General features: G+C 64.2%; 8 protein-coding genes. All 8 read right to left on the bottom strand.

What is annotated here, in order from left to right:
* Positions 1 to 147: 147 nt before the first annotated feature.
* The 8 genes from AC1A0G_RS01420 to AC1A0G_RS01385 all read right to left on the bottom strand — a co-directional run bounded on the left by AC1A0G_RS01420 (position 148) and on the right by AC1A0G_RS01385 (position 13,564).
* Positions 148 to 1,425, bottom strand: coding sequence for a deoxyguanosinetriphosphate triphosphohydrolase (locus AC1A0G_RS01420; RefSeq protein ID WP_476526950.1), 1,278 nt, complete (start codon positions 1,423 to 1,425; stop codon positions 148 to 150).
* Positions 1,426 to 1,496: 71 nt separating this feature from the next.
* On the bottom strand, positions 1,497 to 2,450 hold the full coding sequence (locus AC1A0G_RS01415) for a nucleoside hydrolase (RefSeq protein ID WP_476526949.1): 954 nt from the start codon (positions 2,448 to 2,450) through the stop codon (positions 1,497 to 1,499).
* 199 nt (positions 2,451 to 2,649) lie between these two features.
* Entirely contained in the window at positions 2,650 to 3,672 is a 1,023-nt protein-coding gene (locus AC1A0G_RS01410; protein ID WP_476526947.1) for a ribokinase, read from the bottom strand.
* Between the two features lie 239 nt (positions 3,673 to 3,911).
* Entirely contained in the window at positions 3,912 to 5,930 is a 2,019-nt protein-coding gene (locus AC1A0G_RS01405; RefSeq protein ID WP_476526945.1) for an ABC transporter ATP-binding protein, read from the bottom strand.
* Positions 5,927 to 7,828, bottom strand: a complete 1,902-nt coding sequence (locus AC1A0G_RS01400) for an ABC transporter ATP-binding protein (RefSeq protein ID WP_476526943.1) — start codon at positions 7,826 to 7,828, stop codon at positions 5,927 to 5,929. Before AC1A0G_RS01400 ends, AC1A0G_RS01405 begins: the two co-directional genes overlap by 4 nt.
* The gene (locus AC1A0G_RS01395) at positions 7,825 to 8,358 is read right to left on the bottom strand and encodes a MarR family winged helix-turn-helix transcriptional regulator (protein ID WP_476526941.1); all 534 of its coding nucleotides are present in this window, start codon (positions 8,356 to 8,358) and stop codon (positions 7,825 to 7,827) included. The genes AC1A0G_RS01400 and AC1A0G_RS01395 overlap by 4 nt, the downstream gene beginning before the upstream one ends.
* A 184-nt stretch (positions 8,359 to 8,542) precedes the next feature.
* Positions 8,543 to 10,795: an exo-alpha-(1->6)-L-arabinopyranosidase gene (locus AC1A0G_RS01390; protein WP_476526939.1), complete on the bottom strand. Its 2,253-nt coding sequence runs from the start codon at positions 10,793 to 10,795 to the stop codon at positions 8,543 to 8,545.
* A gap of 423 nt (positions 10,796 to 11,218) precedes the next feature.
* A complete protein-coding gene (locus AC1A0G_RS01385; protein ID WP_476526937.1) occupies positions 11,219 to 13,564 on the bottom strand; it encodes a glycoside hydrolase family 3 N-terminal domain-containing protein in 2,346 nt (781 codons plus the stop codon).
* Positions 13,565 to 13,667: the final 103 nt, after the last annotated feature.

Genomic DNA, 13,667 nt, shown 5'->3' with positions numbered 1-13,667 from the left:
TTCGGCCGGCATATATGATGCCAGACCGTAAGACTTGGGCGAGCGCCCCGGAGCGTGTCTGGCATCATATATGCCGGCCGAACCCGGCCAACGCATCTCACTGTTCAACGAACCGACAGCGAACCGGTAAGGAACCGGCAAGCCAGCTCAGCACAGAATCGAGTGGAGGGCCAGGGCGGAGTTGTCGGTGAGGGAGGCGACCTGATCGATGGCGACACGCAGACGTTCGTTGTCGTTGGTGGCTTCGTTCCAATCGTCGAGGAACACGCTTTCGAGCGCGTCGGACGGCGCGGCGCCGTTCGCCATGAGCACGTCGATCAGGTCCTCGATGATCCTGCGCTCCTCCTGATGCATGGGTTCGCGTTCGTTCGGGGCCATGACGAAGTACACGGCGATGCCTTTGAGCACGACGATCTCATAGTTCGTCTCGTCGGGAATGACCACGTTCGCGCCGTAGCGCACGAGCGGGCCGTCTCCGTACGTGTCTCGGGTGGCCTGTTCGACCGACCATGAGAACCGGCCGATCAGGTCGCTGGTGATGTTCTTGAGCCCGGCGAGCGAGGATCTGGAACCGGTGAAATGGTCGGGGAACAGATGCAGGGTTTTGAGCCGGCGGAGGGCGGCGAGCAGTTCGTCCGCGTCCCATCGGCTGCCATACCATTCGCGTGTCGCGGTCACGATGCCGTCCAACACGCGCGGGTCGACGAGCGCGACCGGATCGAACGCGCCCGTGGCGATCGCATCCTCCACGTCGTGCACGCTGTAGGCGATGTCGTCGGCCAGGTCCATCACCTGACATTCGATGGGTTTGGTGGCGGCCGGCGCGTTGGTTTTCAGCCATCGGAACACCGGCTCGTCGTCCGGGTAGACGCAGAACTTCTTGCTGCGCTCACCTTTGGGATGCCGGTCCGCTTCGGCGAGCGTCCACGGGTATTTGACGGCCGCGTCGAGCGAGGCGCGGGTGAGGTTCACGCCCGCGGAGCGTCCGTCGGGGTGGAAGACCTTCGGTTCGAGGCGGGTGAGCAGCCGTAGGGTCTGCGCGTTGCCTTCGAATCCGCCGATGCTCGCGGCGATATCGGCCAATGCCCGTTCGCCGTTGTGGCCGAACGGCGGATGGCCGAGGTCGTGGGCGAGGCATGCGCAGTCGACCACGTCGGGGTCGCAGCCGAGCAGTTTGCCGATCTGCCGGCCGATCTGGGCGACTTCGAGCGTGTGGGTGAGTCTGGTGCGGGCGAAGTCGTCGGTGCCGGCGATCAGAATCTGGCTTTTCGCACCAAGTCTGCGTAATGCGGAGGAGTGGATGAGTCGTGCGCGGTCGCGTTCGAACGCGGTGCGCGAGCGTGATTTGGGAGGTTCGCTCGCCCATCGTTCCTCGTCGAATGCGCTGTATGCTTCGCCGGCCGGTATCGTTTCGTGCTGTTGCATGGTCCCGTTCCCTGCCGCTCAGCTTAGCAGCAGGGAACGGGACGTTTCCCGGCAAGCGGAATCGAATCCGGTCAACGGTGTGCGGCGATGGACGTGACGCGGGCCATGAAGTCGTCGAGGAAGCGCGACACGTTGACCGCGATGGCGACCGACGTGGTCTTGAACGGGTCGTTCAGCCGGTCGTAGTCGCCGATCGTGCGGCCGCGGGTCGGTCCGTCCAGTTCGACCTTGAGGTTGATCGGCATGGTGGCCACGAGCGTCGGGTCGAGCGCGGTGGCCACGGCGAGCGGGTCGTGCAGTCCGCAGCCGCCGAGTCCGGGCGCGGTCTGCTCGTAGGCGTGGATGTAGTAGTCGGTCATGTCCGCGAGGAACCTGCCGGCCGGCATGCCAAGGTCGCGCCACTGCTTGGTCTGCTTGCGGGTGAGCAGCGTCTGCATGGTCACGTCGAGGCCGATCATTTCGCTGCGTACGCCGGAGCGGAACAGGTAGTCGGCCGCCTCCGGGTCCTGCGCGATGTTCGCCTCGGTCCACGCGTTCACGTTGCCGGGCACGGTGAGCGCACCGCCCATGAGCACGATGCCGCCGAGCAGGTTGCGGATTTCGGGGGCGCGTTGCAGGGCGGTCGCGATGTTGGTGAGCGATCCGGTGGGCACGTAGGTCAGTTCCTTGCCGTACGTTTTGGCCGCGTCGATGATGAAGTCGACGGCCGATTCGGATTCCGGTTCGCGGTTCGAGTCGGGGATGTCGACTTCGCCGATGCCGTTTTTGCCGTGGATGAACGCCGATCCTGCGCTTACGGTGAACGTGTCCTTGGCGAGCGGATGGTCGACGCCGCGATAGACGGGGATTTCGGGGTGTCCGAACAGGTCGGTGACGGCGAGCACGTTGCGTACGCCCTGATCGACGGTCACGTTGCCGAAAGTGCCGGTGATGCCGATGAGTTCGGCTTCACCGCTGCCGAGCGCGTAGGCGATGGCCAGCGTGTCGTCGATGCCGGTGTCGAGATCGAGGATGATGTTCTTCATGGATGCCTCCCTTGGACGAATCCTTGCCATATTCAGGGTATCGCCGGATAGCGCGTGCCGGTAGTCCCGGCGGTCGCCGGCGCGCAGAATTCAACTGGTTTTCACCTGCCGTGCGGCATCGCGGTGTATCCGAGTCGTCGCACGACGATGGATGGCTGCGCTTCGAACGCGCCGGGCCGGTTACGCCATGTGTTCGCGGTTAGTGCCGGAACCGGTCCCGTATCTGCGCGGCGGTGCCGTATGAGGCTTGGGCGCCGTGGCCGGTCGCCGCGTAGGCGGACACGTAGGAGGCCAGTCGCGCGGCGTCGTCGAGTGCGAACCCCGAGGCGATGCCGGCAAGTATGGTGCCCATGAACGCGTCGCCGCATCCAGTGGTGTCGAGAGCATCGACCGCAACCGGAGCGATGCGGGTGATGCGGTCGTCGTTCCCGGTTCGTTCCGCATGCGTCTCGTTCGTCGGGTCGGACGATGCCGAGGAGTTCAATATCACCGATCCTTCGCCGCCGAGCGTGACGATCGTCCGCCGGAAGCCGAGCACGGCCATGCGTTGCCGCGCGTCCGTCCAGTCGAAATCGTTCCAGTCCCCGTCGACCGGCTCGTCGATGTCGAGCATCTGCGCCATTTCATGCTCGTTGACGAGCAGGATGTCGGTTGCATCCACCAGTTCCTGCGGCAGTCGCGGCACGAACGGCGAGTTGTTGACGAGCACCGTCATGCCGGCGTCGTGAGCCGCGCGTGCGGCCGCGATGACCGTGTCCATCGGGCTTTCGAGGCACAGTCCGAGCACGGTGGCCGAGGTGAGCGCGTTCCGCGACGCTTCGATGTAGGCGACGTCGACCTGTGCGTTGGAGCCTGGTGAATAGACGATCGTGTTTTCGCCGTGCGCGTCCACGGTGATGACGGTGGTGCCGCTGGGACCGGGCACGTGGCGGATATGCGCCGTGTCCACTCTGGCCTTGTTGAGTTCGCCGAGCAGGAAGTCGGCGTTCGTGTCGTCGCCCACCGAGCCGAACAGGCGCACATGGGCGCCGAGCTTGGCGGCCGATGCGGCCTGGTTGCCTGATTTGCCGCCGGGCAGGATGACGAGCGGTCCCGCGTTCACCGTCTCTCCCGGTTTCGGCAACCGTTCGGTCACGACCGTATAGTCGGCGTTCATCGATCCGACCACGGCCACGTCGCCGCCGATTCGCTCCAGCATGTCGAGCACCGCATCGTTGTCCATGTCCGCTCCTTTCGCGCGTCGTATCATCGTCCAGCTTAATCGGCGTTCCATATACGTGAAAAGGGGCCTTCCTTTCGGAAAGCCCCTACGACACCAGCCGTTACTCGAGTTCCACCGCGCCAGTGTAAAGCTGCGGAGCCGTCAAGCGGACAGTCCAGTGGACTGTCCGTAGGCGACGCCGAAGCGCGGCAGCGCTGAGGTATGTGACAGTCGGCCGTCAGGCCGTCCGTATCGGCTTGTTACTCGAGTTCCACCGCGCCAGTGTAAAGCTGGTAATACTCTCCTCGCTGCGCGATGAGTTCGTCGTGCGAGCCGCGTTCGATGATGTTGCCGTGGTCGAGCACCATGATCACGTCGGAGTTGCGCACGGTGGACAGGCGGTGCGCGATGACGAACACGGTGCGCCCCTTCATGAGCGCGTCCATGCCGGCCTGCACGACCTCCTCGGTGCGGGTGTCGATCGACGAAGTGGCCTCGTCGAGGATCAGTGCCGGCGGGTCGGCGACCGCGGCGCGCGCGATCGAGATCAGCTGGCGCTGGCCCTGCGACAGGCCGGAACCGTCGCCTTCGAGCACGGTCTGGTAGCCCTGCGGCAGCATGCGAATGAAGCCGTCCGCGTTCACGAGCTTCGCGGCCTCGATGCATTCCTCGTCGGTGGCGTCGAGCCGGCCGTAGCGGATGTTGTCCATCACGGTGCCGGTGAACAGGTTCACGTCCTGCAGCACGATGCCGAGCGAGCGGCGCAGATCGGGCTTTTTGATGCCGGCGACCGAAATGCCGTCGTAGAGGATCTGGCCTTCCTGAATGTCGTAGAACCGGTTGATGAGGTTGGTCACCGTGGTTTTGCCCGCGCCGGTCGCGCCGACGAGCGCGACCTTCTGGCCCGGCTTGGCGAACCAGGTGATGTCGTGCAATACCGGCTTGTCGGGGTTGTAACCAAAGGTCACGTTGGTGAAGCGCACGTCGCCGCGCAGCAGCGTGTAGCGTCCGTCCGGCGAGGTGACGGCCTGTTCCTTGGCCTTGACGGCGACTTCGCGGGCAGCTCCCTTGAGCTTTTCGGCGGCCTTGAGCGAACGCGTTCCGTCGTCGCCTTCCTCGCGCTTCCACGCCCAATGGCCGGTCTCGTGGTCGACTTCGCGCATGGCGCGGCCGTCCGGGCCGAGTTCGACGTTGACGAGCGTCACCGTGCCGTTGTCGGCCTCGACGGCCTCGTCCATGAGCGCGAAGATGCGGGATGCGCCGGCGAGCGCCATCATCACCATGTTGAGCTGCATGGAGACCTGGCCGAGCGGGTTGATGAACGAGCGCGACAGGGTGAGCAGGGAGATGAGGGTGCCGAGCGTCAACGTGCCGAAGCCCGACAGGCCGACGTTGCCGACGCCGCCGAGGGCCATCGCGCCGCCGACGATGGCGAGCAGGATGTAGAGCATGTAGCCCATGTTGCCGACGATCGGCATGGTGACGTTGCCCCACGTGTTCGCTTCGGCGGCCGCTTCGAACAGTTCCTCGTTCTTCTCGTCGAAGGTCTTCTGCGTGGCGTCCTCGTGGTTGAAGACCTTGATGACCTTCTGCCCGTTGACGGATTCCTCGACGAACGCGTTGACGTCGCCGAGCCATTGCTGCTGCTTGACGAAGTAGCGTCCGGCGCGGGAGACGACCTTGCGGATGATGAAGAACAGGAGCACGGTGAACAGCAGCACGAACACGGTGATCGGGATGGACAGCCACAGCATGGAGATGATGGCGGCGACCGCGGAGATCATCGAGGCGAACATCTGCGGGAACGATTGGCTGATGGCCTGGCGCAGCGTGTCGGTGTCGTTGGTGTAGCGGCTCATGATGTCGCCGTGCTCGTTGGTGTCGAAGTAGCGGATCGGCAGGTACTGCTGGTGGGCGAACATGTCGTCGCGGATCTTCTTCAACGTGCCCTGTTCGACGGTGACGATGAGCCACTGCCATAGCCAGCTTGCCACGATGCCGGCGACGTACAGGCATCCCATGAGGGTGACGGCTCGCAGCAGTGGCCCCCAGTCGGGGTTCTCGGCCCCCACCATCGGCAGGATGTACGTGTCGATGAGCGACTGGAGGAACAGCGCGGAGCCGGCCTGTGCGGCCGCGCCGACGAGGATGCAGATCACGATGGCGATCACGCGCCACCGGTATGCCATGATGTATCCGAAGATGCGCTTGGTGGTGCCGGGGGCGGGTTTGCCCATGCCCGGTTTGCGATTGGCGAAGTTCTGCTTCTTGTCGCTCATCGCGCTTTTCCTTCCTGTTCGGCGTTTCGCACCGCAGCGGCTTCCTTGGCGGCCGCGGCGTCGAGCGCGGCCTGTCCTTCGGCGGTGTTCTTGGTCTGGGATTCGTAGATGGACCGGTATTCGTCGCAGGTCTTCAGCAGCTCGTCGTGCGTGCCGCGGGCCATGATGCGGCCGTTGTCCATGACGAGGATCATGTCGGATTCCTGTACGGAGGCGACGCGCTGGGCGATGATGATCTTGGTCGTGTCCGGGATCTCGTTGTGGAACGCGGCGCGGATCAGCTTGTCGGTCTTGGTGTCGACGGCCGAGGTCGAGTCGTCGAGGATCAGGATCTTCGGCTTCTTGAGCAGCGCTCGCGCAATGCACAGGCGCTGGCGTTGGCCGCCGGAGACGTTGGTGCCGCCCTGTTCGATGTACGTGTCGTACTTGTCGGGGAATTCCTGGATGAAGCCGTCGGCCTGCGCGAGCTGGCAGGCGTAGCGGATCTCCTCGTCGGTGGCGTTCGGGTTGCCCCAGCGCAGGTTTTCGGCGATGGTGCCGGAGAACAGCACGTTCTTCTGCAATACCATCGCGACCTGGTCGCGCAGGACCTCGAGATCGTAGTCGCGCACGTCCACGCCGCCGACCTTGAGCGAGCCGGAGCTGACGTCGTACAGTCTCGGGATCAGCTGCACGAGCGACGACTTGGAGGAACCGGTACCGCCGACGATGCCGACGGTCATGCCAGACCAGATACCAAGGTTGATATCGTCCAAGACCGGCTTTTCGGAGGTACCGGAGTAGCGGAACGTGACGTGGTCGAAGCTGATCGAGCCGTCGGCGACGGTCGTGACCGGCTTGGCCGGGTTCGTCACGGTGCTTTCCTCCTGCAGCACCTGGCAGATGCGTTCGGCGGACGCCTGGGAGATGATGATCATGACGAAGATCATCGACAGCATCATCATGGCCATGAGGATCTGCATCGCGTAGGTGACCAACGCGGTCAGGTCGCCGGTGGTCAGGCCCAGCGCGGCGTTGTTGCCGGAGGCGACGATCTGCTGCGCGCCCATCCACGAGATGAGGATCATCGACGCGTAGATGCAGAACATCATGATCGGGCTGTTGAAGCTCATGATGCGTTCGGCCTTGGTGAAGTCCTTGAAGATGCGCTGCGAGATGCGGTCGAACTTGGAGATCTCGAAGGATTCGCGGTTGTAGGACTTAACGACGCGGATGCCCTGCAGGTTCTCGTCGACGACGTTGTTGAGCGCGTCGTACGTGTGGAACACGCGCTCGAACACCGGGTGCACGAGGACGGCGAGGCCGCACAGGCCGAGGCCCAGGATCGGCACGCAGGCGAGGAACACGAGCGAGATCGACGGCGAGATGCGGAACGAGAAGATCCATGCGACGACGACCATGATCGGCGCGCGCACGCCCATGCGGATCATCATGCCGTACGCGTTCTGCAGGTTGGTCACATCGGTGGTCAGGCGGGTGATGATCGAACCGGTGGAGAACCGGTCGATGTTGGTGAAGCTGAACGCCTGCACCTTCTCGAACTGGTCGCGGCGCAGGTTCTTCGCGAAGCCGGCGGCTGCGATGGCCGCGAACTTGCCGGCGAGGAAGCCGCAGGAGAGCGAGACAAGCGAGCAGATGAGCAGGATCAGCCCGAACTTGACGATGGCGGGCATGCTGCCGCCGGTGATGCCCTGGTCGATGAGCGAGGCCATGACCGTGGGGATCACGATTTCCAGGATGCTTTCGATGAACACGAACAGCGGCGTGAGCAGGCTTTCCTTCCTGTACTCGCGCATCGATCCGGCGAGTGTGCGGATGATGTGCTTCGGCCGGGCCGGTTCGACGGCCTTGCGCGACCGTTCGATGGCCGCTTCGGTGGCGGCTGCGTTATCGCTCATTTGCTCTCCTCCTTCGTATGGTCGGCGTTTTCGGGTTCCTCGTCCGGCGATGGCGCCGTATGTGTCTGGGGAACCGCATGTTGTTCAAATTCGCGCTGTGCCTCGTTGATGTTCTGCCGCATGCGTCGGATGCATTGGCGCAGTGTTGCCTGTTCCAACGGACTCAGTCCTTCGACCAGCAGACGCTCGGTCCGCTCGCCGTTCGCCTTGAGATCGGCGACGATCTCGTCGGCCTTGGGCGTCAGCACGATGCGTTTGAGCCGCGCGTCGTGCGGCACCGGTTCGCGTATGATAAGCCCCTTCTTCTCCATCAGGGCAAGTACGCGCGACGCGGTGGATCGGGTGATGCAGAACTTCTGCTCGATGGTGTGCTGGTAGATCGGCTTGTCCCGGTTACGGGCGAGGAACAGGATGATGTGGGCGTTGCCTCCGGTCGCATCCCGCGCCGATTCCGGCATGCTTTCGCCCAGATACCGGTCCACGGCCTTGGAAAGCATGCGCATTTCGATGCTGAGGACATGCTGATCCATATGCCTCCCATCATAATGTTGGTCATACAACAGTCCCACATGAAACTGTTGTATATGCAACAGAAAAGAATAATACGTCCCACATACAACAGTTGCACATACAACAATCGGCGTGTCGTCGTCAAAGACCACGAGGGTGGAGCCGCGCCTGGTGTAGCCCCACCCTCGTTCCGACGGCCCGAAACTACTTGGTCAGCTTCGCGTATTCGGCAAGCATGAAATCAGTGATCGACGTGCCGTCGGCGCCTACCAGCATCGACATCGAATTGATCGGCGAGCTCATGAGGAACATGCGCATCATGTCGTTGTCCGGCAGCTTCGGCATGTCGCCGCGCTCGCCCGCGGCCTCGAGCGCCGCGACGACCTTCGCGCCGACCGGGTCGGCCGACCATTCGCCGAACGTCGACCAGTCGTCGAGCGGCATCGACTTGCCGTCGCCGTCGAGCGCGACCGGCACCGCCGCCACGATATCGCGCGAGCTGACGCCCACCTCGATCGTGTATTCGCCGGCTTCGACGTGCCAGTCATCGAACTTCTCCGACCAGTATGCGAACGCGCGGTCGTCCAGATCAATGGTCACGGTGCGCGACTCGCCGGGCGACACGGTCACCTTGGCGAATCCCTTCAGCTCGTGCCGGGGACGGGCGACATCGGCCTTGCCGGGCGCGACGTACACCTGCACGACCTCGGCTCCGGTCATCGATCCCGTATTGGTCACGGTCGCGCTCACCGTGGCGCTGTTCGCACCGGTCTTGACGGCCGATATGTCCGTGATGTCGAACGTCGTGTAGCTCAGTCCGTAGCCGAACGGATAGTCGACCGCCTTGCCGTACGTGTCGTAGTAGCGGTAGCCGACGAACACGCCTTCGCCGTAGTCGACGTGCCCTTCCTCGCCGGGCCAGTTCATCATGCTCGGATCGTCGTTGATGTCCATCGGGATGGTCTGTGCGAGCTTGCCGGACGGGGTCGCGTCGCCGAAGACGATGTCGGCGAGCGCCGCGCCGCCGGCCTGGCCGAGCAGCCACGATTCGAGGATGCCCTTGGCCTGTGCCGCCCACGGCGCGACGGAGACGACGGAGCCATTGGACAGTACGACGATCACATTGGCGTTGGCGGCGGCGACCCGTTGCAGCAGTTCGATCTGCTTGGCAGGCAGGTCGATGGTGTCGCGGTCGAATCCTTCGGATTCCGCGGCTTCCGGAAGTCCGAGGAACATGAGCACGACGTCCGCGCCCTTGGCGACGTCCACGGCCTGCGATTCGAGGGTCGGATCGGCTGGGGCGAGGTCAAGCGTGAATCCGGGCGCGAATGCGGCGTTGATGCCGCGGTCAGTGAGCGCGTCGAGGAATGAGGTCGTTTTGGTCGGGGTGATGTGCGACGAGCCGCCGCCCTGATATCGCGGGGTGCGCGCGAATTCGCCGATTACAGCGATCTTCGCGGCCTTGCTCGCCGGCAGGATCGCATCGTCGTTCTTGAGCAGCACGATCGATTCGGCGGCGGCGCGGCGCGCGATCTCGTGGTGCGCGTCCACGTCGAACCGGTATCCGTCGACGCTCATCGCGGCACGGGTCTTGTTGACCAGATCGATCATGCCTTGCGCCATGTCGTCGAGCTGTGCCGGCTGGATGCGCCCGCCTTTCACGGCGTCCACGATCTTCCCGTCAGTGCCGGTCGGCGGCATTTCGAGGTTGAGCCCGGCGTTGAGCGAGGCGACGCGGTCATGGTCGGCGCCCCAGTCAGACATGACGATGCCTTTGAATCCCCATTCCTTGCGCAGCACGTCGGTGAGCAGCCAACGGTTCTGCGCGGAATGTACGCCGTTGATCCGGTTATAGGAGCACATGACCGTCCACGGCTGCGCGTGTTTGACGATGTATTCGAACGCCGGCAGGTAGATTTCGCGCAGGGCGCGCGGCGAGATGCGTGCGGAGACGCGCAGGCGGTCGGTTTCCTGGTTGTTGGCGGCGAAATGCTTGAGCGAGGTGCCCACGCCCTTGGATTGCACGCCTTCGACGATGCCGATCGCCTCATGGCCCGCCAGGTACGGGTCTTCGGACCAGTATTCGAAGCAGCGACCGCCGAGCGGGTTGCGTTTGATGTTGACGCCGGGACCGAGGATCACGGCGACCTTCTCCTGCACGCATTCCTCGCCCATTGCCTCGCCGACCTCGCGCACGAGGTCCGGGTTCCACGAGCTGGCGAGTCCGGCCGCCGGAGGGAAGCAGGTGGCGGGCACGGACGCGTTCAGGTCGGTTTCGCCGGTGCTGGAGGCGTCCGCCTTGCGCAGACCGTGCGGCCCGTCGGTGATCATGTAGCCGGGGATGCCTTTGGATTCCACGCCTTGCAGATGCCATGCGTCGGAACCGGATGTCAGCGACGCCTTCTCTTCCAGCGTCAGGTCGTCGATGGACGGAAGCGTGGATGCGATATCGCTCATATGAGCCTCGTTTCAAACAACGGACGGCCATCACGAACGGCATCGTCACCGCCCGATAATTGACCGATTGGTAACTAGACTATCAGATATACGGCACGACGGAGCACGATCACCGAGGAGCTTCCTCTGCGACACATACAGAATTGCCCGTTTCGCCGTATATGAGAACGGCAAAACGGGCAATAGACGACGCTTCTTGCGTCAAGCGGCTTAGTACTTTGTCGAATTTAATATGACGGCTTTGATACTCCCCCAGTCGGCTTCGCCGACAGCGTCCTGCAACTGCGGACGGCCTGCGGCCGCGCTCTGCTGGCTCGCTGTCGCTCGCACCTCGCCTACAAACGCCGCCGGCGTTTGCTATACGGATCGGCCTAACCGAGGGAGCCAAGAATGAGCACGCATCAATTTAAGCCCGACGAAGCACTACGCGACGGTGAACGTCACGGACTTGAGGTCGCTGCGGCGCGACGAGTGGCCGATGAGCAGTTCGAACTCGCCGGGTTCGACGATGCGGCGCGCGTCCGGGTCGACGATGGTGCAGTCGGCGACGGGGATGTCGAACGTGACGGTCGTGCTTTCGCCGGGTTCTAGGGTGACGCGGCGGAACGCCTTCAATTCGCGGTCGGTCCAGCTGTAGGAGGTGACGACGTCGTTGATGTACGCCTGCACGACTTCGGTGCCGGTCCTCTCGCCGGTGTTCGTCAGCGTGATCGAGGCATGCACGGTGTCGCCGACCGCGAACGCGCCGTCGTCATACGAGGCGCCGCCGGTGATGGTCGGTTCGCCGTACTCGAACGTCGTGTAGCCCTCGCCTTCGCCGAATGCGAACGCCGGGTCCTGCGTGAGGTCGGCGTAGCGGTCTCCGTGCTGGCCGCGGATCTGGTTGTAGTAGACCGGCAGCTGGCCGGCGTGGCGCGGGAACGTGATCGGCAGTCGCCCGGACGGGTTGACGTGGCCGAGGATGATCTCGGCGATGGCGCGCCCACCTTCCATGCCGGGGCTGGGCGCCCACAGGATCGAGCCGACGCCGGCGGTCGGGTCGTTGCAACGCTTGGCGAACACGTCGTTCGCGCCGACGATGCTCGCGGGCAGGATCTGCGGCTTGGAGCTGATGAGCACGGTGACCATCGGCTTGCCGGTTTCGCGGGAAACGGCCGCAAGCGCGTCGAGCAGCGCGTTCTGACCGCCCAGCAGGTCGAGCGTGGCGGTCGAGCAGCTTTCGCCGATCAGCTGGACGACATCGCCGACTACGGCGACGATGACGTCGGATTGACGCGCATTGTCCACGGCCTCGTCGATCAGGCCTTGGTCGACGGCCGCGTTGACGGCGACCTTCGGTCGCGGCTGGCCGTCCGGGAAGAACTTGCCGGCCGGATCATCCACGAGGTCGACGACGTTCGCGCCGCGCGAGTACACGACATCGCACGAATCGCCGGCGAGCTGGCGGATGCCGTCAAGCACGGTGGCGATCATGTCACGCGGCTGACCGTCGGGCATCCAGTTGACCTGGCCGGAGCTGCCGGCCCAGTCGCCAAGCTGGTTCTGCGCGTCGTCGGCGAGCGGTCCGACGACGGCGATGCGGCTCGCGGTTTCGGCCACGAACGGCAGCGCACCGTCATTGCGCAGCAACACGACGGATTCGCGGGCCAGTTCGAGATTCGTGTGACGGTGGGCGTCGGAGCCGATCACGGAGGCGATGCGCGTCTCATCAGGCAGACGAGGGTCCTCGAACAGGCCGAGACGGAACTTGACGGCGAGGATGCGCGAGACGGCCGCGTCGATGAGCGATTCGTCGAGCAGTCCGGTGCGCACGGCCTCGAGCGCACCCTCGTAGAACTGCGGCGTGGTCATGACGAGGTCGTTGCCGGCCTTGACCGCGTCGGCGGCCGCGTGCGCGTAGTCCGGCTTGACCTTCTGCTCCCATACGGAACGGCCGACGTTGTCCCAGTCGGTGATGAGCATGCCGCGGTAGTTCCATGCCCCGCGCAGCTTGTCGGTGAGCAGCCACTTGTTGAATGTGACCGGCACGCCGTCGATCGACTCGTAGCCAAGCATGAACGTGCCGCAGCCTTCCTTCGCGACGCGCTCGAACGGAGGCAGGAACCATGATTCGAGCTTGCGGTGGCTCAGGTCGGCTTCGGACGCGTCGCGTCCGCCCTGCGTTTCGGAGTAGCCGGCGAAGTGCTTGGCGCAGGCGAGGATCGCGTCCTTGGGCAGCGGCTCGCCAGCCTTGGCGCCGCCCTGATAGCCGCGCACGATCGCGGAGGCGAGTTCGCCGATGAGCGTCGGATCCTCGCCGAACGTCTCCCCCACGCGCCCCCAGCGGGTGTCGCGCGCGATGCACAGCACCGGGGAGAACGTCCAGTGCACGCCGGTGCAGGAGACCTCCTCGGCGGTGGCGCGCCCGGCGGCCTCGATTCTGTCCGGGTCCCAGCTGGCGGCCATGCCGAGCTGTTCGGGGAAGATCGTGGCGCCGGACCAGAACGAGTAGCCGTGGATGCAGTCGTCGCCGATGACCAGCGGAATGCCCAGACGGGTGCGCTCGTTGACGAGACGCACGGCCTTCGGCAGGTCCTCCGGGCTGGTGTGCAGGATCGAACCGACGTGCTTGTTGACGATCAGGTCCTCGAGGTCGGCGCTGCGGGCGTCGAGCTGCATCATCTGGCCGACCTTCTCCTCCAGCGTCATGCGGGAGAGCAGGTCGGCGATGCGCACATCATCCGCCAGATCAGGATTTCGATATGGCAGGGTCGAGTCGGTTGTGGTCATGGCGGTTTCGCTTTCTTCGATGAAATCCAAAGACGATTTTAGTTACCAACTGGTAGTTTAATACGAGGGTGCACACGACACGCGCATCCGCACGGGACAACTC

Source organism: Bifidobacterium sp. LH_230 (assembly GCF_056357555.1).
This window is presented reverse-complemented; position numbering and strand designations above follow the sequence as displayed.